Annotated in this window: 20 protein-coding genes and 4 pseudogenes; 9 read left to right on the plus strand and 15 right to left on the minus strand. The window is 59.8% G+C overall.

Going from position 1 to position 19,456, the window contains the following annotated elements:
• A partial coding sequence (locus AB3X95_RS34865) for a hypothetical protein (protein WP_368623653.1) occupies positions 1-207 on the plus strand: 207 nt, incomplete at its 5' end.
• Positions 208-341: 134 nt separating this feature from the next.
• On the opposite strand, the gene AB3X95_RS34870 is transcribed toward AB3X95_RS34865, so the two are convergent.
• Genes AB3X95_RS34870 through AB3X95_RS34885 form a run of 4 tightly spaced genes read right to left on the minus strand, consistent with a single transcriptional unit; the run spans position 342 to position 3,899 of the window.
• Entirely contained in the window at positions 342-773 is a 432-nt protein-coding gene (locus tag AB3X95_RS34870) for a nuclear transport factor 2 family protein (protein WP_176125555.1), read from the minus strand.
• 36 nt (positions 774-809) lie between these two features.
• Positions 810-1,205 carry a cytochrome c family protein gene (locus AB3X95_RS34875; RefSeq protein ID WP_176125554.1) on the minus strand — a complete coding sequence of 132 codons (396 nt, stop codon included), beginning with the start codon at positions 1,203-1,205 and terminating at the stop codon, positions 810-812.
• A 13-nt stretch (positions 1,206-1,218) separates the two neighbouring features.
• Positions 1,219-2,952 (minus strand): FAD-dependent oxidoreductase, encoded by a 1,734-nt coding sequence (locus tag AB3X95_RS34880; RefSeq protein ID WP_184227215.1) that lies wholly within the window; start codon positions 2,950-2,952, stop codon positions 1,219-1,221.
• Between the two features lie 47 nt (positions 2,953-2,999).
• A complete protein-coding gene (locus tag AB3X95_RS34885) occupies positions 3,000-3,899 on the minus strand; it encodes a transporter (protein ID WP_254906101.1) in 900 nt (299 codons plus the stop codon).
• Positions 3,900-4,256: 357 nt separating this feature from the next.
• Between AB3X95_RS34885 and AB3X95_RS34890 the strand changes: the two genes are divergently transcribed.
• Both AB3X95_RS34890 and AB3X95_RS34895 read left to right on the plus strand, forming a co-directional pair.
• A complete protein-coding gene (locus AB3X95_RS34890; protein WP_368623654.1) occupies positions 4,257-5,114 on the plus strand; it encodes a helix-turn-helix domain-containing protein in 858 nt (285 codons plus the stop codon).
• Between the two features lie 649 nt (positions 5,115-5,763).
• Positions 5,764-6,390, plus strand: a complete 627-nt coding sequence (locus AB3X95_RS34895) for a tyrosine-type recombinase/integrase (RefSeq protein ID WP_368623655.1) — start codon at positions 5,764-5,766, stop codon at positions 6,388-6,390.
• Positions 6,391-6,610: 220 nt separating this feature from the next.
• On the opposite strand, the gene AB3X95_RS34900 is transcribed toward AB3X95_RS34895, so the two are convergent.
• The 4 genes from AB3X95_RS34900 to AB3X95_RS34915 form a co-directional block, all read right to left on the minus strand.
• Positions 6,611-6,949 carry a hypothetical protein gene (locus AB3X95_RS34900; RefSeq protein WP_254906100.1) on the minus strand — a complete coding sequence of 113 codons (339 nt, stop codon included), beginning with the start codon at positions 6,947-6,949 and terminating at the stop codon, positions 6,611-6,613.
• 359 nt (positions 6,950-7,308) lie between these two features.
• Positions 7,309-8,643 (minus strand): alpha/beta fold hydrolase, encoded by a 1,335-nt coding sequence (locus tag AB3X95_RS34905; protein WP_368623656.1) that lies wholly within the window; start codon positions 8,641-8,643, stop codon positions 7,309-7,311.
• A 230-nt stretch (positions 8,644-8,873) separates the two neighbouring features.
• Positions 8,874-9,221, minus strand: coding sequence for a hypothetical protein (locus tag AB3X95_RS34910; RefSeq protein ID WP_176125547.1), 348 nt, complete (start codon positions 9,219-9,221; stop codon positions 8,874-8,876).
• A 378-nt stretch (positions 9,222-9,599) separates the two neighbouring features.
• Complete coding sequence (locus AB3X95_RS34915) at positions 9,600-9,800, minus strand: DUF3562 domain-containing protein (protein WP_176125546.1); 201 nt, start codon at positions 9,798-9,800, stop codon at positions 9,600-9,602.
• Between the two features lie 205 nt (positions 9,801-10,005).
• On the opposite strand from AB3X95_RS34915, the gene AB3X95_RS34920 reads away from it, so the two are divergent.
• Positions 10,006-10,161: a hypothetical protein gene (locus AB3X95_RS34920; protein ID WP_368623657.1), complete on the plus strand. Its 156-nt coding sequence runs from the start codon at positions 10,006-10,008 to the stop codon at positions 10,159-10,161.
• 23 nt (positions 10,162-10,184) lie between these two features.
• Here the strand turns inward: AB3X95_RS34920 and AB3X95_RS34925 are convergent, their stop codons facing one another.
• Both AB3X95_RS34925 and AB3X95_RS34930 read right to left on the minus strand, forming a co-directional pair.
• Complete coding sequence (locus AB3X95_RS34925) at positions 10,185-10,634, minus strand: hypothetical protein (protein ID WP_176125545.1); 450 nt, start codon at positions 10,632-10,634, stop codon at positions 10,185-10,187.
• 444 nt (positions 10,635-11,078) lie between these two features.
• Positions 11,079-12,190, minus strand: a pseudogene (locus AB3X95_RS34930) (IS30 family transposase).
• Positions 12,191-12,456: 266 nt separating this feature from the next.
• Between AB3X95_RS34930 and AB3X95_RS34935 the strand changes: the two are divergent.
• Complete coding sequence (locus AB3X95_RS34935) at positions 12,457-12,720, plus strand: hypothetical protein (RefSeq protein ID WP_176126716.1); 264 nt, start codon at positions 12,457-12,459, stop codon at positions 12,718-12,720.
• Positions 12,721-13,253: 533 nt separating this feature from the next.
• On the opposite strand, the pseudogene AB3X95_RS34940 reads toward AB3X95_RS34935, so the two are convergent.
• A pseudogene (locus tag AB3X95_RS34940) lies at positions 13,254-13,688 on the minus strand (sodium:calcium antiporter); the annotation flags it as partial.
• Here AB3X95_RS34940 and AB3X95_RS34945 point away from each other — a divergent pair.
• A pseudogene (locus AB3X95_RS34945) lies at positions 13,686-13,881 on the plus strand (cation transporter); the annotation flags it as partial. The pseudogenes AB3X95_RS34940 and AB3X95_RS34945 sit on opposite strands and share 3 nt — an antisense overlap.
• Positions 13,882-14,217: 336 nt before the next feature.
• Here the strand turns inward: AB3X95_RS34945 and AB3X95_RS34950 are convergent.
• Positions 14,218-14,534: pseudogene (locus tag AB3X95_RS34950) on the minus strand (YnfA family protein).
• Positions 14,535-14,677: 143 nt separating this feature from the next.
• Between AB3X95_RS34950 and AB3X95_RS34955 the strand changes: the two are divergent.
• Genes AB3X95_RS34955 through AB3X95_RS34965 form a run of 3 tightly spaced genes read left to right on the plus strand, consistent with a single transcriptional unit; the run spans position 14,678 to position 16,460 of the window.
• Positions 14,678-14,953: a metal/formaldehyde-sensitive transcriptional repressor gene (locus AB3X95_RS34955; protein WP_176368928.1), complete on the plus strand. Its 276-nt coding sequence runs from the start codon at positions 14,678-14,680 to the stop codon at positions 14,951-14,953.
• Positions 14,954-14,960: 7 nt separating this feature from the next.
• Positions 14,961-16,256, plus strand: a complete 1,296-nt coding sequence (gene dmeF, locus AB3X95_RS34960) for a CDF family Co(II)/Ni(II) efflux transporter DmeF (protein WP_176368929.1) — start codon at positions 14,961-14,963, stop codon at positions 16,254-16,256.
• A gap of 3 nt (positions 16,257-16,259) precedes the next feature.
• Positions 16,260-16,460: a DUF1289 domain-containing protein gene (locus AB3X95_RS34965; protein WP_176368930.1), complete on the plus strand. Its 201-nt coding sequence runs from the start codon at positions 16,260-16,262 to the stop codon at positions 16,458-16,460.
• 247 nt (positions 16,461-16,707) lie between these two features.
• On the opposite strand, the gene AB3X95_RS34970 is transcribed toward AB3X95_RS34965, so the two are convergent.
• From AB3X95_RS34970 to AB3X95_RS34980, 3 genes are all read right to left on the minus strand, one after another.
• Positions 16,708-17,400, minus strand: a complete 693-nt coding sequence (locus tag AB3X95_RS34970) for a protein mobD (protein WP_368623658.1) — start codon at positions 17,398-17,400, stop codon at positions 16,708-16,710.
• A 9-nt stretch (positions 17,401-17,409) separates the two neighbouring features.
• The gene (locus AB3X95_RS34975) at positions 17,410-17,871 is read right to left on the minus strand and encodes a hypothetical protein (protein ID WP_176126737.1); all 462 of its coding nucleotides are present in this window, start codon (positions 17,869-17,871) and stop codon (positions 17,410-17,412) included.
• 1,072 nt (positions 17,872-18,943) lie between these two features.
• Positions 18,944-19,438 (minus strand): VOC family protein, encoded by a 495-nt coding sequence (locus tag AB3X95_RS34980; RefSeq protein ID WP_254906058.1) that lies wholly within the window; start codon positions 19,436-19,438, stop codon positions 18,944-18,946.
• Between the last annotated feature and the right edge of the window lie 18 nt (positions 19,439-19,456).

The raw sequence follows: 19,456 nt of genomic DNA on the forward strand, positions 1-19,456 counted from the left end.
CGCTTCACCGAAGGCTTCAACCGCTTCGTTACCTCCACGATTGCTCCGGTTGCTTCCGGCTGGAGCGGTTGCCGGGTGGGGCTTTCACCCACTGGAAAGCGCCGCCTTTTCACGGCGCACGCCATGAAGCGTCATTCGCCGTCGCGCCGCCCAGACGTTGAGACGTCGGCCCCACCCAGTAAGCGGCCGTCCGATCGCCGAAGATAAACGTTGCTTCATCGACCTTTGCGGTCATTCATAGAACCGCGGCCGAGGCCGCTGCGAGTGACCGCTCGCGAAAACACGCATGAATCAGGAGACTTGGTCCGAAGAGGCTCCGCCAACATGCGCGGCACGAGCCTTTACCGAGAAAGCCATGGATAGCGCTTTGTATCAGCGCCCTCGTAGTCGGGGTCAAGGTAAATGAAGCAACGCTGGATCTTGAAGTCCCGAATCTCGAACACATCGCACCAGCGTCCTGCGTGCGTCACGCCCGCGCGCCATTCGACGCCGCCCTTGCTCGTGCCGTAGCTGGTGCCCTCGACGACCACTGTGTCACCCCGCTGGATCACGTTGAGATAAGCGAGGTCGTGCTTGAACTTCAAGACGATCGATCCAAGATCAGCAAACAGCTGCTCGAACGACGCGCGGCCCGTCGCGATGCCCCATTTTGGGAAGAAAACTTCGGCGTTGTCGTCGAAGAGATCGAAGAACGGTGCGCCGCGGTCGAGCCGACGCAGATATTCGAGCGCTATCGTCTTGCGTTGCTCGTCGGTCATTGTGGTGGTGTCCATGTCTTGCCTCATGAGTGAATGGCGGAAAAGTGCTGTTCAGTGCAGCGTGCGCAGATAGGCGATGATCTTCTGGCGCCGAGCCTCGTCGCCCTCGAAGTACGTCATTGCATTGCCGGGAGCCACCGTCTGCGTATCGGTAAGCCAGGCGTCGAGCAATTTGCCATCCCACACCTTGCCCGGCGCGGCGGCCTTCATCCCCGCCGAATACTTGAAACCCGGCTCCGAGGCCAGCGGCCTGCCGAAGATGCCGAACAGATTCGGCCCCTGTCCGCTCGGTTCGTCCTTGCCGAACGTGTGGCACACGGCGCAATTGTTGGTCGTGAGCTTCTTGCCGAGCGCGACAGCGTCCTGCGCGTCTTGGGCGTGGCCCGTGCCGCTCGCCAGCGTCAGCACGGCAGCAAGCATCATCGATAGGTTGCGAATGCGATTCATGTTCTGGCTCCTGTCATGTGCGTGAAGCGGGCTCTGCATGCGCGGCGTTTGCTGCGCGATACGCGAATGCGAGGATGGGTCCGAGCGTGCCGCCGCCTGCCCAATATGCGCGCGCCGAGGCGGAGGCCACGCAATTGCCGACGCCAAACAGCCCCTTGATAGGCGCGTCGGCCGCGTCGAGCACCTGTCCATGCGAATTGGTCTTCGGTCCACCCTTGGTGTCGAGGTTGCCAGCGACGATCAGCGCAGCATAGTACGGACCCTTTGCGTTGATCGGGTACATCGTTTCGTTCTTCTGGTCGGCCTTCTTCTTGATTGGACCGTTGAACAGCTTTTCGACGATGCGCTCGCCGCGATGGAAATCGCCATCAATTCCGGTCTTGGCGAAGCCGTTGAAGCGCTTGATGGTCGCATCGAGGTCGTGCAGGAAGTTGTCGCTCAGATCGAGGCCACCGAGCGCGCTCCTGTACTTCGCGAGCCGTCCGCGAATCGCATCTGCAAGCTCCGGCAGCGTATTGCCGCGCATCACGTGGCGGTCGTTCGAGCCGGCCGGCACGATCAGGCTGCCGTAATCGTCGCTCGCGCAGTGGTCCTGCGCCTGCTGATCCCAGACCGAGATGAGTGCGAGATTCGGATACTCGCCCTTCGCGCCGTCCCATTGAGAGAACGTCGCGCAGACCTCGTTGTATGCGAGTTTCTCGTTGACGACCCGCCTGCCGTATTTGTTGACATACACCATTGAATCGCCGGTCGGCGTGAAAATGCCCGAGAGCGAACCGTCCTTTGCGAGCGCCTTGTCGAGCGAGATCGGCGCCATCCACGAATAGTTCATGTTGCGCAATTGCACGTCCAGAGCGCTCGAGATGCGCACGAAATCGCCTTCGTTTGTCGGCGCCGCGCAACCGCCGTAGACTGCGCCATGCAGGAAGTTCTTGCGCAGTTCCGGGTCATGCGTGAAGCCGCCGGTCGCGAACACCACGGCCTTTTTCGCCCGGGCGCGAAAAAGCGTGCCTTCCTCGGTCTGTGCCTCGACACCGATCACCGCACCGTTTGCATCGACCAGCACCTTCTGCACACGATAGCCCGTGCGGATATCTATGCCGTCGCGTCGGGCCGCCGCACTCATCGTGCGGATCGCGACGCGCCCGCCGTCCGACATGCTCGGCAGGCCGTCCTTCGGAAACAGCACGCGGCCGCGCGGCGCCTTGTCTTCGGGCAGTTCGGCCCAATAGTCGGGCACCGACGCCTCATGGCGGTACGGCAGTGCGCCCTTGCTCGCAAGCAGTTCGGCAGCGGGCGACGCGCTGTCGTAGATCGCCTCGCACATCTCGTACTCCCAGTCCGAGAGGCCGAGCTTCGGCAGCAACGGATCGTATTGCTCTGGCCGTGACAAGCGCGCGACGTAGCGCAGATAGTCCGCCTTCGGATCGGCAATGCCGGCCCGCCGCATCGGCTCGTTGTTCGGCACCCAGTACCAGAACGCGGCTTTCGCGGCTGTGCCGCCGACGCTGCCGGCCTTCTCCAGGATCGCGACACGGTTGCCGAGCCAGCGCGAGAAGAGTGCGCACGGCAGGCCGCCGCCTCCGCCGCCGCACACGACGATGTCGTACTCGGCATCGAATTTCAGCTGGTCAGCGGCCTTCGCGGACAGCGTGACAGCGCCGAAAGCCGCGGCGGCGGAGCCAACGCCCGCTGCCTTGATAAAGTTGCGCCGCGATGCTGCGGGCGGTCTGTTCTCGTCAGTCATGTTCGTCTCCGGGGTTTTCGTTTTCGATCGTTGCGTCAGGCAGGCGCTCACCAGTAGTGCCACGCCTGAAGCAGAACTCCGTTGGTCAGCGTGGTGTTGCGGCCCGACACTGAGTGCTGGTATTGAATGGAAAGCTGGTCGTACATCTTCTGATGCACGAATGGCAGGCTGTTCGGCTTGAACTGGAACAGCACGCCCGCGCCCACCGTCGTCTCGCGGTTCGACGTATTGGGTGCCGCGATGCCCAGCGTCTGATTAAAGGTGCCACCGGTCGTCTGATAGTCAAACCCGATGAACGGGATTGCAAACGGGTTGTCGGGCGGTGCGATGCTGTAGCCGACACGCAGGTTCAGATGAAACGTATCGCCGGGGCTCAGATCGTCCTGACCCGACCGCAGCGAGCGTCCGCGCAGAATGCCGCCGACCAGCAGATCCACGTTCACGTGCCCGTACCAGTCGTCATAAAAGACCGAAGGCCAGAACGACCATGTATTGGTCGAAACGCTGTTCTGTCCGATCGGTACCTGCGCGTAGGCCTGAAAGCCAAGCGTCGTAGCGGGCGCGGGGTTGTACCAGACGAGTCCGCCGATCAGCGGATCGCCGATACCGCTCGCAGAAAACTGCGATCCCTGGGTGCGGATCGCGGGCACGGTGATGCTCGCGTTGAAGCCGACATGCGGCAACGACGGTAGCTTCCAGTAATGGATGAACGTTGAGAGCCCAACGAAGGTGTTCGTGCCCGGACCGGCTGTCTGGTTGCCCTGCGAATCGAACGCTCGGTTGTCGCGATTCCATTCGATGTTCTGCCCGAACGAATTGTATGTACCTTCGAAATCCGAGCTGAATTGCCAAGTCTGAGGGCGGTCGGTGGCGAACGGAATGCCTGAGGCGTGCGCCAAGGCCGCCGGCAGCAGGGTGCAGGTTGTGCCGAGCAAGGCGAGCATCATCGCTTCGCGCCGCCGGCGTAATCGATGCCGCAAGGGCCGGATGCTGCTCCGCGTCTGCTGTATTCCCATCGTCGTCTCCGTGTTTTGGTGTCGTGTGCCGCTTGGGCATTGAGCGCACAGTACGGTGACGCAATAGGCGGGTCTTTCACGTTTCGCGGTTTACAGATTCCTGCCCCGCGGCAGACATCAGGGTGAATACCAGTGCGAATTCCGCGAATTCCGCGAACGCCGCATTCGCGAACTGCGACCAATCGAAGCGTCATGGCCGCGGTTCGTGCGTTTATACTTGCGACAAAAGTGGCATCTGAACGACATCGAAGCGCGGAAAACGCGCCATCGAGGCAATGGGAGACGACGATGAACGGAACTGCCCCGCTATCCGCCAACGCGCGGATCGAGCGATTCAGCGTGGTAGCCGGCGCGCCCGGACTCGAATACTGCATTTCCGGTGCGCAGCCCTATACGCTCGAATTGCATAACCCGTCCGATATGATCTGCCTCCTGCTCGGCACGATCGTTGCGCAGACGCGTTACGAAGACGGTCCGATACTCCCGCTCACGTTCCGGGCGGAGACGGCCGCATTCCATCCGCGCGGCGGCAGCATGCACATCGACACGCAGCGGGTTGACCGCGGCTTCATAGCGTTTCGTTATCCTGATGCGTTCCAGCGCCGCATCAGCGAACGGGATGCGGGCGCACTGCGTCGCACGGGTAACCGCAGCAACCTCGGTGCCGATGCGATCCGGCATCTGGTGCGCTACGCGCGCCTGAAGATGCCTCCGGAACGCTCTCTGCCGGTCGATCCCTGGGAGATCCAGTGCCTCGCAACGCTCGCATGGATCGAGACGACGCGGCATCTGGAAAACACTACCGACAAGCGCAAGCCAGGACTATCCGACGCCGAGTTTTCCCACCTCGAACACTTCGTGGCGGACAATATCGAGCACAGTCTGAGTTGCGCGGATATCGCGGCGGTGCTCGATTTGCCGGTTCGCGTGGTGTTCGACGGCGTGAAGGCCCGTACCGGGTATTCACTGTATCGATTCGTACTGGAAAAGCGCATCAGCGCTGCCGCCCAGATGCTGCGCGCAACTGACGCGCCGCTTTGTGAGGTCGCCGCGGTTTGCGGATTTTCTTCGCAACAGCACATGACAGCCCTCTTCTCCGAGCGGATCGGTACAACACCGTTGCGTTTCAGAAAGAATGCGCCGTAGCCGTGTGTCGTTCCATAGACGCTCGGCGCAGCACGTTGATACACCCGAATCCTTGCCGGCGCTGAAACCAAGAAAAGCGATGTTTGTATCGTCAATTCCATAATCGTCGATATCGACTGACGACAGGGTGGACTCCGTGTTTCTTTGGTCCAGACTTGCGCCCACAACCTCATGCAGATCGGCGCAGATCCGCGCCGCTTCCGGTGTCCACGCAGCGAGGCTTGTTTGGCGTGCGCTGGTTGTCTGTCCTTGATTCTCGAATGGACAGTCGGACATGCGCGCCGGAGGCCTGAAGATGGCCGACCCTCTCCGATGCCGCACTTCCGTAGGTGTCAGGGTTGTTCTGACGCCTGTCCTTGTCTGTTGCTCAGTGAGCTTGCGCCGGCATATGCGGGCGGGTGTCGGACAAGCCTTACCAGTGCTGAGTATTCGACTCTCCATAAAGCCGCCGTTCGTGGCTGAATGGATATGCCCTTGTCCGAACGTCGGCTTTGTCCGACAAGCGGCAGCCGACCCCGAAGGAGCGAATGGCCGTTGGACTTTGGGAACGGCCGCTGCCTTCGCGATGCCCCGAATGGCGGCAAGGGGGTCGAACAGCGTCCGCCAGAAAGCACACAATCGACCTCCCTTCGTTGAAGAGGAGGTTGATATGGAAACGCTTAATTCTTCAAGCGGCCGGCGGCCGCCGTGGAACAAAGGCAGGCTTACCGGTCAGAAGCCACCATTGAAGCTTCGTGAAATCTGGGCGATTCGCACGAGACTTCAGATGTCGAGCAATGTTCGCGAGCTGGCGTTGTTCAACCTGGCGATCGATAGCAAACTGCGAGGGTGCGATCTGACGAGGCTGCAAGTGCAGGACATTTGCGCGGGAACCCACATGGTCTCGCGGGCAACGCTCATGCAACAAAAGACGCAACGACCCGTGCAGTTTGAGATCACGGAGCAAACGCGGCAGAGCGTGGCAACTTGGATCGCTGCGCAACGACTGAAGCCGGCTGACTATCTTTTTCCAAGTCGCCTGCATGCGTCGCCGCACTTGTCGACGCGTCAGTACGCCCGCATCGTTCATCGCTGGGTCGCATCAATTGGACTCGATGACGCAGCGTACGGGACACATACGATGCGCCGCACAAAGGCTTCGCTGATCTATCGACGCACCAAAAATCTCCGTGCAGTTCAGCTGTTGTTGGGCCATACGAAGCTCGAGAGTACCGTGCGGTACCTCGGGATTGAAGTCGACGATGCGCTTGAGATGGCAGAGCAAACTGAAGTCTGATTGCCTTGAGGCCGGTGAGCGGGCGCTTGCCGGCCACTTTCTGCCTTTCGTCGAAGGCGGGCGGTCGTCACTCGAACGGCTGGCGTACTCTGAAACTCGCCAGATGCGCGACGCGCGCTCGTCGGTCACGGCTGACATATGTGCATTGACGCTGGCATGCCTGCTTACGGCTTGACCGTCCTATCAGGACCAGCCTGCGCCATGACGATGCGTGATGTATTCACCGCAAACTGCCAATATTTTTTTGACGTCGGCTTTGCGAGTCAAGACGGTTCAGGGCCAAGATCATTTGAATTAAACTCGCTTCATCGTCGAACGGCGGCAAGCCGACAAACTGTTCAGCCGCGGCGACCGAAAGCCGCGACAAGTCAGAGCGTTCCCGGGCACCGCAATTGCCACCATTAGCGGAGAGCCAAAGCAGTACAGATTCGCAGACATGCGCTGCTTCAAGCCATTGCCCCGTGGTTGCTCGCGCGATGAGTTGAGCAACCACTAGATACGCTAGCAGTTCAGTTCGCGCTTCATCGTCCAGATTGTAGTGCTGAATCCGCATTTCCATTGCGCCGTTTTCTGTCGCGTCACCTCGATGAAGCCTTCGACAGCCGGGCGGAGTTATCAAACTGATAATTTACCCGCCTTTTCCCTGAACAACGGGAGACCTGCGACCGTCCCTAACCAGTACCCAACCGAACGACTGCCTCCCTTTGCGTGCAGCCATTGCCGCCGCGAGGCATCAGAAGTCCGCTCAGGGCCGGGTACGGCCGACCGCACGGGCGGCGGTCGGGCCATAAAGAGACAATGGAGCGTCGCTGGCGAAAGGCAAGTTCTCGCCCAACACCGGTCGGACCCGGTGACACGCGGCAACGGACGTTCGTGATTCAAATTTGTGCATTTGCAACTGAAGCTTCTCTCGTACGTTCAATTCTGTGACTTGAGGTAGCAAGTGTTTGACGCTGATTTTCCGCTGAATCGCCCTGCTATCCATTCGAGCTGGTATTTCAGGGAGCCGTAGACGACCGCATCATGCCCAAGACCGGGATACACCTTCCGCTGCACCTGACCGCCGTTGGCGCAAATACGTTCTTCAATCTTGCGCCCGGCAGCTTCGGTGAACAGAACGTCGTCCCCGCCCCCTACCAGGAGCAACGGTCCGTAGGTCGGATTCGCTCCCGGCCGGTTGCGCACGATGAATTGTTTGATGTACTTATTTTCACGCCAGCCGGGTGATAACATTTCATCTGTCGGAAGTGTTGCAAACGCTCCGCTCGCAGCGCTGCAGCCGTCCTCCACCGAAGCTTCATATATCGAGAGCGCCTTATCGGTCAGCACGTCTCTCGGCTGGAATTCCGGGTAGACAGTCTTGACGCCGTAAATCCAGAACGCGACGAGTCCGTTCAATACCGGCAGCCTGACTTTCAGGACGCTGTCGATGGCATCCTGAATATCGCTCGCGCCAGCCAGGGCGACTGTGCCAAGAAAGTCCGGGTCCTTGATGCGCGCTTCCAGCTCGGCTACCCCCAGACTCGACAAACCGCCTTGGGAATGTCCGACGACGAGCCAGCGCTTGCCGAGGCCAGGCACAGCGGCGTGAGCGGCGGGAACGGAATTGATAACGTCCGTGCCATTGCTGAGAAGGTCGAGGTACGCATGCCGTCCGGGTGTGCCGAGGCCTGCATAGTCGGTGGCCACCACCGCGTAGCCCAGGGCCACGTACTCGTAGAGTCCTTCCCAGTCGTAAAAAAGCGACCTCATGAGCGAGGGCGCGCAACGCATGCCCACGCCGCTCGTGCCGTGGGACCAGGCAAGCAGCGGCCATCCTCCCTTGGGCGGCTGGCCGTAAGGAGCTAGCACGACACCCGATGCAAGTGTGTCCGAGCCATCAGCGGCTTGAGTGTGGTAGAGGATGCGCGTTGCAGTCACGCCAGGTGGCAAGATAAAGTCCGTTGCCGGTTCGGCGCGCACCAGCGTGCCAGATTTCGCGTGAGGGGCCGGCGTGGGTGCCTTGTAGAACGGAGTGAGCGGCAATGCGCGGCCGGCGTCGACCGCGCGTCCCGCCTGCAGCGACGCCGCGAAGAGGCTGGCACCCCATGTCGGCGGCTCCTGAGCCGGCGCCTCGTTGGACCACGCCGAGATCCCTGCGGTCGCGGTCAGGGCAATCATCGCCTGGGCATAGGCGTGACATTTGCTGGCGAGCATCCCGTTTGTAGTTGGCATAGACTGCCGCGACTTCTCCCTCCATTTCCGTCGATTCATTTTTTCTCTCGCAGAAGTCCGGTACCTCGGCATCGCGGTCGATGACGCGCTTGAAATGGCTGAACAGACAGAGGTGTAGAGCCTCATGCTGGTCAGCAAGTCGTCGCTGACCGGCCAACTTCAGTCAATCAACCGCGACCTGCGAGGACCGTCCTCTAACGAATTCGGAGGCGACCCTCCCATTGCGTTGACTCGTCGAACCGACAGTGCTGCGATCGACGGAAGCCTGATCAGCTCTCCTTGGATCGTTCCTTCGATTTTTTACTATTGGATGCCTCGTCAGTTTCTCGCAGCGTCGCGTTGGCCGTGACTAGCAACTCTGCCTCATGGTCACGTAACGCTGCGTCGACTGCGTCGAAAGCCGTCTTCAGTTCCTTCTGTCCCGGCTTCGTCGCGTTGCCTGCCTCCACAAGTGCGGCCGCTTCCTTCTTCAATCGTCTCACAAGTTTCGTACCGAACCGGCTATCCAGTGACTTGGCCTGGACGAGTTCCTTGACCTGCATTGACAGAGCGACTAAAGCCTGTTCGGTTGTTTCATTCGCGCTGGTGGCAGCGTTGGAAGACGATTTTCTCCCCATCAGAACTCTCCAGAGTGGACCTGCTCCGGGTCAGCAGGCGCGATCCGAAAACACAATGCTGCGGCTCGGATGTCCGAGATTTGCATCCGCTGCGATTTCGGGTAATTGCCGCCAGAGCGGATGGCTTCGACGGCCTTCAGCGAACCGATTGCTCCCGCCCACGCATTTACCCAGCGCGTTGCGATAGTCTTCTCGACGTCTGAGTCGGCTCGCATTAGACGGGCGGTTGCGACACGCAGGCGACAACAGGCGTATTGCTTGCGCCTGAAGTCGCTGCGGACGCACGAGATGTCGCTATGCATCGCTGAAGAGTGAAGCCGCTAGAAGTTAGTGAAGTGCCACCCAATCCGAACGCATAGTGCCCCGATGAACGGCCCGTTAATGCACCTCTTGCTTCCATCTCAGGAGATTGTCCCGCACACGGCGCGCCACGAGAACCGACAGATAGTCCATGATCTTTGCACCTTCGCTGTACTCCGCCCACGTCTCGGCGAACATTCTTGAGACTGTTTCCGCGGGAGTGTCTGTGTCAGCGGCGATCATCTTCACAATCTCACTGTCGATATTGGGCGTGGCCATGACAGACTCCGGGCTAGCGTGAACAATCTCGCGGCGACGGATTCAATTACACAGGTCGCACTGCCTCCGGGCCAATTAAATCCATCTATCGGGATTCTAGGTTGAAAAGGGGGCACACTGGCGTCGCACCGCGCTGGAACGCCCTGGTCTGGATCACCTGCATGACGACTCGAGAGCGGAGACAGCCTCGAAGCACACTATCAGCGTGGACTCACCAGCCGCCTGGCGGCACTCGACGCGCGCGGAACAGGTTGCCTTGCTCACGCTCAACGGTCAGGCGCTCAGTCAGGAGATTGCGTTGGCGAAAGCGCTCGGCGGCGGGTATCGCGCCGATCCACCCGTCGAACTCAAGCCGCGCTAACGTGGGCAGGGCGTGGGCGGGTTTCAGAACTGTTGTGCGCGTAGAGACTCGAATTCCGCGCGGCACACTTCGCCAAACCTGCCGAGAATGTCGATTGTGCCGTTCGCGAGCATCTGGCGAATCTCGATAAATGTCTTGTCCGGCGCGAGGTAAGTGTCGACGATCTTGCGTCCGATCAGGTCGGCTTCATCCGCGACTTCACGCGATGACTGAACCCGCATGCGGCTGATCTTCGCATAGAGGTTGACGAGCGAATGCAGGTCCGGCTCGCCGTGTTGCAGCGCGTCAACGTAGCACTTCGTCGCTTCTTCGATGAACTCCTTGTAGAGCTCCTGCCGACGGACGCGGTCATGCGCCAGCCATTCCGCGCGAACCTGGGTGCGTTGGGTCAGCCATGAAGCAAGAACCGAAGTCAGGCCGCCAATCGCAGCGCCGACAAGTGCAGCCAGAGCCGAGATAACCGATGCGTTCATGGAGCATCCTCGCTTATTACTATTCACCGTCATACATATTAGTGCCCGTACGTGCTCTTAGGTTGGCATGTGGATGCGTGAGCAAAAGATGGGTGAAGCCGAAGGAAACGTATTTCGTCGCTATCTGGAAAGCACGAAGTAGCCGGACCTTTTGCGCATAGAGACAGAGCCGGCCCGCGCCACGGCACCCTCACAGGTCTGAGCACAACGGCAGGCAACGATCAACCCTCAACGCTTGCTGCCCACCCGCGGTAAAGGAGCCCTTCAAACTAACCGGCAGTCCCACTTGTCAGTTGCGCAGCCTGTAGTCGACATTGGCCGATGGTCATGTCAATGATCGCAAGGGCCGACGACCCGTCTGTGAAACTTCCAACGCACGACTGCTCTACTTCGGGGACAGCCATTGATGTCTCGGCATGCGACTGTCCACAATGGGTGGCGGATTCAACGGGTCGATGCAATAGTTCGATGGAATCGTTCAGCCGGTGTTTCATAGTCCAGCGTCTTCCTCGGGCGCTCGTTCAGCCTTCGTGCCACGGCGTTAAGCTTGGCCTGTGAGTAGACCGACAGGTCGATGCCTTTCGGGAAGTACTGTCTCAACAGGCCGTTGGTATTTTCGTTCGAGCCGCGTTGCCAGGGGTGTTTCGGATCGCAGAAATACACGGCAATGTCGATGGCGATGGTGAACCGTTTATGGTCGGCCATCTCTGTTCCCCGATCCCAGGTCAGTGATTTATAGAGTTCCTGCGGCAGCTTGCCAGCGTGTTTGATGAGCGCGTTGGCAACCGACTAGCTGTCCTTGCTGGCGATCTTCACCAGCATGACATAGCGTGTCTGGCGCTCGACCAATGTTGCGATCTGGCTGCCGGCACTGCCACACAGGAGATCTCCCTCCCAGTGTCCCGGCACCGCACGGTCTTCCACTGTGGCGAAACGTTCACTGATAGATACCGCGTCGCGGATCCGGCCATGATCGTCCGTTTTCTGCGTGTGATGACGCGACCGACGCATGGCACGGGTGCGCCGTAAATGCTCCAGCAACTCTTTCTTCAGGGCGCCCCGTGCCTGAATGAATAGACTGCGGTAGATGGTCTCATGCGACACGTGATAGTCGTCGTTGCCCGGCCAGGCGCGTTTGAGCCATCCAGCGATCTGCTGAGGCGACCACTGCAACTGGAGCTTGTTGGCCACGATATGAGCCAGCATCCGATGCTCGACCAGTTTGCAGGCCTTGGGGGCAGCGACCGATCCCATGCAAGCTGATCGGCCTGGCTGGCCCGATAGCCGGCCTGCCCACTATTACGCTTGATCTCGCGACAGATCGTCGACGGTGATCGCGACAGTCGCCGGGCGATTGACTGAATCGAATCACCCGCGACGAGGCCTCGGGAAATCTCCTCGCGCTCGGCAAGCGTCAGCGCCAACTTCGATCGCCGGCGTGGTGCAGGCTGGATTCCTCCAGTTTGCGTCAGAATTCTCTGTACCGACGAATGATTGCGGTTAAATAGCTTGGCGATGTGCTGCAGCGACTCGCCTTTACGCCAGCGTTCCCACATCAACGCCTTCTGGCTTTCGCTGTAATGGATCCGGGCGCCTCTGTTTCATTTGCAACACTCCCGCCGCTAATGCGACGTTCATTGTGTTGCATCGACCGGTTGAATCCGCCGTCGTTCACGGCCTCTCGTTGTCACGCGAAAAGGACGCCGCTCGCTCAACATACGCAATCACCGATCCAGGCACGACGCCGATAGCCACGTCGGTCCCGCGATGCCAGGCCTTTCTGGCCTAAGATATTTCAAAGGAGCATGCGTGCGGGGGCATCATGAAAGCACTTATCGTTGCTGCGACATTGGCGGCTGGCTGTCCCATCACCTACGCGCAGACTTACCCGCAGGGAGCGCTAGCTGACCAAAGCATGGGGGCCTATAGAGCGCAATTGGAAGCGCAGAAGCAACAGATCGAACTCCAGAACGACCAACTCCAATTACTGAAACAACAGCGCGACCTGGATTTGCTGAGGCAGCAGCGCGAACTGAATTCGCTGAGACAACAGCGCCAATTTGACTTGCTGAGACAGCGGCGCTAGATCGCTGTGAGGCGCGGCACATGCCTCAAGATCCGGCTGAGGCGATTCCCGGGCCAAAAGCGGTCAGTCGTTGTCAGGGTTGACTCAGCCATTTGAGTGGCCGCTCCGCGTTGAACGGCGGACCCAGACTCGTAAGGTTGGCGCTGGGCGCGTTGTGGCGCTGAAGATGAAATGTGCTACGCCGCGGGCTTGGTTCCAGCCTATTTCGTACGGCCAGCCGAACAGCGCAAGTTACTGGAGACTAAGCCCGATGCGTTGCCCGAGGCTTTTCGAGTCTATTGTGCTGCGCTGCGTCAAGGCAACCGCTCAACGCCTCGGGACACCCGAGGCTTGCGTGCGCTCGCGGTAGTTTCGAGCGAGAAGCGTGTTGCGGGAGTCCTCACTGTCGAAATCGCCCTTGCCGAGGGCGACACGTTTTCGTTCAATGGCGCGCGATGCGATCGTGTCGTGAGCAGGGTCCTTGCGAGGATCGATCGCGGTAGCGCACACCGACTCGACAACTATCTCGATAGCGTCAGGACCAGATAGGCCAATTACCCCGCACCATTGAGCAGCAGCGCCCAGATCGCAACGCCGCGCGTCCGTGCCTGAATGCGCAGCCACGCGGCGGCGATCAACGTCACCACGACACCCGTGAATACTTCCGACCGCGGCTCCCAAGGCGTCAGCATGATTCCGATCGCTGGCAGCAATGTGCCCTGAAACACCATGGCGCCCGTAATGTTGCCGAACGCCAGCGTATCTTTACCGCGTCGAATCCACAGGACACTGTTCACCTTTTCGGGGAGTTCCGTCGCAATCGGAATGATGATTAGCGACAGCAGGAGCGCAGACACGCCGAGCACATGTGAGACGCCTTCTACACCATGGATAAACCCTTTGGCTCCGCCAACAAGGAGCGCGAGACCAATCGCCAGTTGGAGCGCGATAGTAGCGAGATTGGTCGGCAGCCCCGTTCGGGAAAGGATCTGCTTGCAGGAGTGATCGGCGTGCTGGTGATCGCCAACTGGTCGTGGGGCTTGATGCGCGATACGCGCAGCATTCTGCTCGACATGAATCTGGACAAGCGGCTCGCCGAGAACGTCCGGCATATCATCGAAGACAACGGCGATTCCGTGCTCGATCTCCATGGGGCATATGAGCGCGATCGTATCGGTGGCCAGGCGTGAAGCGCAACGCAAAGCGGGCTTCTACCGCGCGGCACTCAAGCGCTCAAGGGACTGTCGCATGTACGGTCATAGTGAATTCTCCGCCTGCGTCCGCCTGACCCTAAATGTGTTGTTCGACATCTCTCGGGATGACCGATATACGCCAATTTCAGCCGTTTCCGTTTGGAGCGTGTCAACAACAGAAACCGGTCGCGCCCGGCCAACCGCCGGGGGGCAACGCTCAGGCTTCATATGCCGATCATACAAGACCGTGACCATTCGGACGGCCAGTCTCCATCAGTGCACGGCCGCATGAACGCGTGTGATGCCCTTCGCGCGAGCACCAAGATCAGCGCGGTTGAAATGCAATGATCGCCACTCCAAGAAGTGAGAATGCCACACCGGCCCAGTCCCAACCCGTGGGCTGAATCCCCTCGACAAGCCAAAGCCAGACCAGCGCGACAGAGATATAAACTCCGCCATAGGCCGCATAGACGCGGCCCGCAGCACTTTGATGCAGCGTCAGAAGCCACGCAAAGATGGCAAGCGACAGCGCGGCCGGTAGCAACAGCGCGACGCTTTTCCCCTCCTTGAGCCACAGGTAAGGGAATAGCAGCCAACGATTTCAGCGATCGCTGTCGCGACATACAGGCTAAAGGTTCTCATTGCTTGATGACGAGGCGAAAACTTGGGGATGCTACCCCAGAACGCCAAGCGTCATGCGATGCGATAGCTAACCCAGCAAAAACGTATACCCCCGTACCCTATCTTTGGTAAGATGGCCCCCTACCGTATTCAGGGGGCTAGCCGTGAGCCACACGATTCGCGAAAAACAGAAGCTGCTCAACCGGGTCCGCCGCATCAAGGGACAGGTCGAGGCCATCGAGCGTGCGCTGGAGGACGAGCGCGGCTGCATGGATGTATTGCAGCTCATCACGAGCAGCCGTGGCGCGATGAACGGGCTGCTCGCGGTCGTTCTCGAAGACCACATCCGGACGCACCTTGTCGACGCAGAGCCGCACGACGACGGGCACGGCAGCGGCACCGAACAATTGATCGAAGTGGTGCACAGCTACTTCAAGTGAGAGAAATATGAGCCAATTCAAGAACGCCGCTTTCGGGGCGGGACACGACCACATCTTTCTGGGCGCAGCCCATGAAGAGAACGAGCGCAGAACCTGGATGGTGATCGCGCTGTGCAGTGCGATGATGGTGACCGAGATCGTCGGCGGGAGTCTTTTTGGCTCACTCGCACTCGTCGCCGATGGCCTGCACATGTCGACGCACGCCGGCGCGATGCTGATCGCTGCTTTGGCGTACACCTACGCACGCAGGCACGCGGCCGACCCGCGCTTCGTATTCGGTACCGGCAAGCTCGGAGACCTCGCGGGCTTTACCAGCGCCATCGTGCTCGCGATGATTGCGCTGCTGATCGGATACGAGGCCGTTTCGCGCTTTCTCTCGCCTGTGCCCATTCACTTCGGTCAGGCGATCCCTATCGCGGTGCTTGGCCTGCTGGTCAATCTGGCGAGCGTCTGGCTGCTGAGCGGCAACCACCACGGGCACAGCCATGGACATAGCCACGGGCACGATCATGGCCATGCACATGGGCATGAAGACGACCACGGCCACGAAGAGGAGGTGCAACGCATCTTCGGTAGCGCTGGAGTCTTTGCCGTGTCGATCTTCGAAGATGGCGTGCCGCCCGTCTTCCGTATCAATCCGGAAACGGCTGCTTCGAACCTGAGCGCCGATGCTGTTTCAGTGACGACAATCCGCCCCGATGGCACGCACCAGACCTTCGCGTTTGCCGATCGCGGTGGTTATCTGGAGTCGAAGAACGACATTCCTGAGCCGCACGCGTTCAAGGCCGTTGTCCGCCTGCCCGACGGTGAATACGAGGTCGAGTTCGAGGAGCACGAGCACGGCCACGACGACGCGCAGGCTGCCGCGAACCGCGACCACAACATCCGCTCAGCCTACATTCACGTGATTGCAGACGCGGCAGTTTCCGTGCTGGCCATCATCGGCCTGTTGCTGGCCCGCGCGTTTGACTGGGTTTGGATGGACCCGCTTGCAGGCGTAATTGGCGCGCTCGTCATTGCAAACTGGTCGTGGGGCCTCATGCGCGATACGGGTGGCATCCTGCTCGACATGAACACGGACCGCCGCATGGCCGAGAACGTCCGCCACGTCATCGAAGACAACGGCGACACCGTGCTTGACCTGCATGTGTGGCGCGTAGGCCCAGGGCACATGAGCGCGGTCGTTTCGGTCGCCACAGGTGAAGCACAGCGCAACCCGGGTTTCTATCACGCGGCGCTCAAGCGGTTCAAGGGACTGTCGCATGTGACGGTCGAAGTGAATTCCAACCGGGCCGTTGCCTGAGCCATGGCAGTCAAATCGCCCTGCATCGACGTATGCGCGTTCGATGGCAAGACCGGGCTCTGCACTGGCTGCCACCGGACGCGTGAGGAAGCCGGCGGCTGGAAAAAGATGACGGACCACCGGCGTCATCAGGTCCTCAATGAAAAATCCCGACGACAGGCGAAGCTGACGCGTGAAGCGCCGCAAACGTCGAAACAGGACTGAAAAGGCGTGCCCCTAACGCGGCCGCGCGAATGGCCGGAATCTCCCGGGGACCAGCCGTCCGGGCCGCGCGGTACCGAACGACTGCAGTGGGTCGGAAGTACGCGTTGGCGACGGCGAGACGCGTCACTCACGACCGCTGAGGTGCGAATGGCCGGAGAGTGTTCCGAAGCTGACCGACCAATGCCAACCTCTGAGCGTCTGCTATGGCCGATGACTGAGGTTTGATCTTTGGCAATTGCGTGGCCGGTTACCCACCGGCCGTCACCCTGGCAAACATCGTTCCGCATAGCGCGCACCAGCGCAGCAGTTCTGCCCGTTCACCGATATGCATTGTCTCCGCTGCCCTGCGGATCGACAGGCGTTGGCTACGCAACTCGTCAGCGACGCGATCCGCAAGGTCCGGAAAATCCAGCGACTGGCCCTGCTTCTCGACAGCCGTCCTCAGTTGTGAATCCCGGTACAGCGTGAATTTCTCCGGTGAACCGAAATAGCCGTTACGCACCACATGCGTCACCGCATCCGGAAACGTCGCCCCGAACTTGAACAGCAATTCGAGGCTGTCCCGCTGCCGGTTGATCACCCACAGCACAACAAGTCGTCGCGCCAGTTCATCGAGAGTACTGGCTAGCGTTCCTCCATATTGCGCGACGCCGGTCTGGCTCCGCGCTGCCGTGTTGACGACAACGGTCGCGTTCCGGTGCCGGTCGCAGAAATTGACGAAATCGATCCAGCCGCTCGCGTCATCCAGATCGCATGCCCCGCATTCGATCTCACCGTGAACCGCTTTCATGACATCCGGGTTGGACGTATCCGTCTCGACTAGCACGACGTCGACGTCCGTGCGTCGCAGGTACTCGATCAGTGCCAGCGTCACGACGCTCTTTCCGACACCACCCTTGCTGCCGCCGACCATATAGATGGGGGGATTTGCTGTTGCCATGCCACACCTCTACAGATTTTCGGTGTCCGGGCTGATCGAAAATCCGAGGAAGCCCCTCACCGGTTGCCCCGGCCTGGTTACGCCCCCATCCCCTTTTTGCTGTGTCCCGCTGCGTGGCGGTTTATCGTGTGTTGCATCTGCCTGTGAGGGTTTCCTGCCTCGTACGGCGACCGATGCATTCGCGCGCGCCGGCTCATTCCCGCCCCGCCGGATTCGTCCTTTTCCGTCCGCACGGCGCATCGCGTATCTCAGGGAATTGACCGATACCGCGATGCCTTCCTGTGCAGCCTCCTCGATCAGTTCACTGAGCGTGTATCCCTTCTCCCGCGCTGTGCCGATCTGTTTCTGGATGGATTTGACGCCGTCGCTTACCTTGAGCGGCTGATCGCTTGTCGCTTTTTCAGGCAGCGCATCGAGCCTGCGTCCGAGCGCCTCCCACTGCCCTCGCGTGAAACTCCTGACAACCGGCATGACTGGCTCCGACGCACGACCTTGATCGCATCTTGAACAGGCGTTAATACGTCGTCAACACCCACCGCTGGTGCTTTCCGGCGTGGCTGGAATACAGCGGAATCCGGAGGAACAGGACGGAACAAAAAATATTTTTCTGCTGTTATTCGACGTCCCGTCCACACACACGGAGTTACGCGCATGCATCACGCATGCACGCGGACTTCAACGGCGGCGAGCACCGTACACACGTGGATTCACGCTGCAAGACAACCGCGGCGCATTTGAAGCCACTGGTAGACACACTCGGCACGCCTCTGCCTCACTTCGCAGTCGCCACGCCTGCACACTCGACTTGTACGGATAGTTACTGTCGTGCGAGAGGCATCCGAACGTTTAACACCACCTGCCTTGCATCACGTGACACGTCGCACACATTCGACGTCACCCCGTTGTCGACATTCTTTTTCCGTGCATTACATCTCGAGCGCGCAGCACTCGCAGATCACACGCATGCCGCGCGCTTCGTTGCATCACGACCGCGAAGTCGCAACGCACGGCAGTTACACGGACGCGCATTCCGGTTGTACACGGCTTGCATCTCGTGCACACCGAAGTCACGCTCGACACCAACAACAACTTGAAAATCGGTGACGGCAGGATAGGCTGTCGCCGGCTTTAGGCGCCCACGGGAGCCAACGCTTGATTGCAGAAGTTAGTCCGCACTGCGTCCACTTTTTCATTACGCTCGCCCCGGTCACCTTTGTCGCTGGTTGCATATGGTCGAATGCCCAACAGTAAACTTAGGCAGCGGACATTACCGTATAGCCACTACAAACAGAAAAATCGACAAAAACAATTATGTTAAATGCGATACGTGCTTCTTAGAAGCGAGTGTGGCGTCGGACGAAAACGGCGCGTACATCAGCATGGGCTGGTGAAAACGCGCCTCATATTTCTTCTCGAACACTGCGCCGCCGGAAGGCGCGCGACGGGTATGGCGCAGTCCGTGAACAAGCCGAAAGGAGGCTACAGCGGCATTAACGCGCAACTCGAATTCGGACGTATCTGAACGTCGGTCGTCACGCTCGCTCTAGCTCTCCGCCATGCCTTTTTCCGCCAGCTCCTTTTTCGCGCTTTCGTTCTTCGTCAGATGCGTCAGGCCCATGCCCCGCAGAACGTTCGGAGCCTTCGTGAACTGGATATTGTTATAGCCCACGATCTCGATGCGATTGCCCCATGGGTCGCGGAAATCCAGAAACGGACCGTCGATCGGCTCGACCCCCGCCGCCTTGAGAGCGGCGAGCGCCGCCTGCTTGTCATCCACAACGAGGCCGACATGCCGGCCGTCATCGGCGGGCTGTTTGCGTCCTGCCTGCAACGCGATGAATTGGTCGCCAAGATCGATGAAGGCCATTGTCTTGCTCTTGCCACGTAGCTGAAAGTCGAAGATGCGGCCATAGAACGCCAGCGCTTCCTCGATATCGTCGACTTCCAGCGCCACGTGGTTGAAGCCGATGGCGCGAGGCTTTTTGAAGTCAACCATTTGACCCTCCTCTTGCGATAAAGTGGACAGTGCTCGAAGCATCCCGGTTTCGAATCCTGA

Source organism: Paraburkholderia sp. BR13444 (genome assembly GCF_040948755.1).
Lineage (GTDB): Bacteria > Pseudomonadota > Gammaproteobacteria > Burkholderiales > Burkholderiaceae > Paraburkholderia > Paraburkholderia youngii.

Excerpts from the sequence above, each read along its gene's own strand:
- AB3X95_RS34870 (WP_176125555.1), bottom strand. The coding sequence starts at position 773 with ATGGACACCACCACAATGACCGACGAGCAACGCAAGACGATAGCGCTC.
- AB3X95_RS34875 (WP_176125554.1), bottom strand. The coding sequence starts at position 1,205 with ATGAATCGCATTCGCAACCTATCGATGATGCTTGCTGCCGTGCTGACG.
- AB3X95_RS34880 (WP_184227215.1), bottom strand. The coding sequence starts at position 2,952 with ATGACTGACGAGAACAGACCGCCCGCAGCATCGCGGCGCAACTTTATC.
- AB3X95_RS34885 (WP_254906101.1), bottom strand. The coding sequence starts at position 3,899 with ATGATGCTCGCCTTGCTCGGCACAACCTGCACCCTGCTGCCGGCGGCC.
- AB3X95_RS34890 (WP_368623654.1), top strand. The coding sequence starts at position 4,257 with ATGAACGGAACTGCCCCGCTATCCGCCAACGCGCGGATCGAGCGATTC.
- AB3X95_RS34895 (WP_368623655.1), top strand. The coding sequence starts at position 5,764 with ATGGAAACGCTTAATTCTTCAAGCGGCCGGCGGCCGCCGTGGAACAAA.
- AB3X95_RS34900 (WP_254906100.1), bottom strand. The coding sequence starts at position 6,949 with ATGGAAATGCGGATTCAGCACTACAATCTGGACGATGAAGCGCGAACT.
- AB3X95_RS34905 (WP_368623656.1), bottom strand. The coding sequence starts at position 8,643 with ATGAATCGACGGAAATGGAGGGAGAAGTCGCGGCAGTCTATGCCAACT.
- AB3X95_RS34910 (WP_176125547.1), bottom strand. The coding sequence starts at position 9,221 with ATGGGGAGAAAATCGTCTTCCAACGCTGCCACCAGCGCGAATGAAACA.
- AB3X95_RS34915 (WP_176125546.1), bottom strand. The coding sequence starts at position 9,800 with ATGGCCACGCCCAATATCGACAGTGAGATTGTGAAGATGATCGCCGCT.
- AB3X95_RS34925 (WP_176125545.1), bottom strand. The coding sequence starts at position 10,634 with ATGAACGCATCGGTTATCTCGGCTCTGGCTGCACTTGTCGGCGCTGCG.
- AB3X95_RS34935 (WP_176126716.1), top strand. The coding sequence starts at position 12,457 with ATGAAAGCACTTATCGTTGCTGCGACATTGGCGGCTGGCTGTCCCATC.
- dmeF (WP_176368929.1), top strand. The coding sequence starts at position 14,961 with ATGAGCCAATTCAAGAACGCCGCTTTCGGGGCGGGACACGACCACATC.
- AB3X95_RS34965 (WP_176368930.1), top strand. The coding sequence starts at position 16,260 with ATGGCAGTCAAATCGCCCTGCATCGACGTATGCGCGTTCGATGGCAAG.
- AB3X95_RS34970 (WP_368623658.1), bottom strand. The coding sequence starts at position 17,400 with ATGGCAACAGCAAATCCCCCCATCTATATGGTCGGCGGCAGCAAGGGT.
- AB3X95_RS34975 (WP_176126737.1), bottom strand. The coding sequence starts at position 17,871 with ATGCCGGTTGTCAGGAGTTTCACGCGAGGGCAGTGGGAGGCGCTCGGA.
- AB3X95_RS34980 (WP_254906058.1), bottom strand. The coding sequence starts at position 19,438 with ATGCTTCGAGCACTGTCCACTTTATCGCAAGAGGAGGGTCAAATGGTT.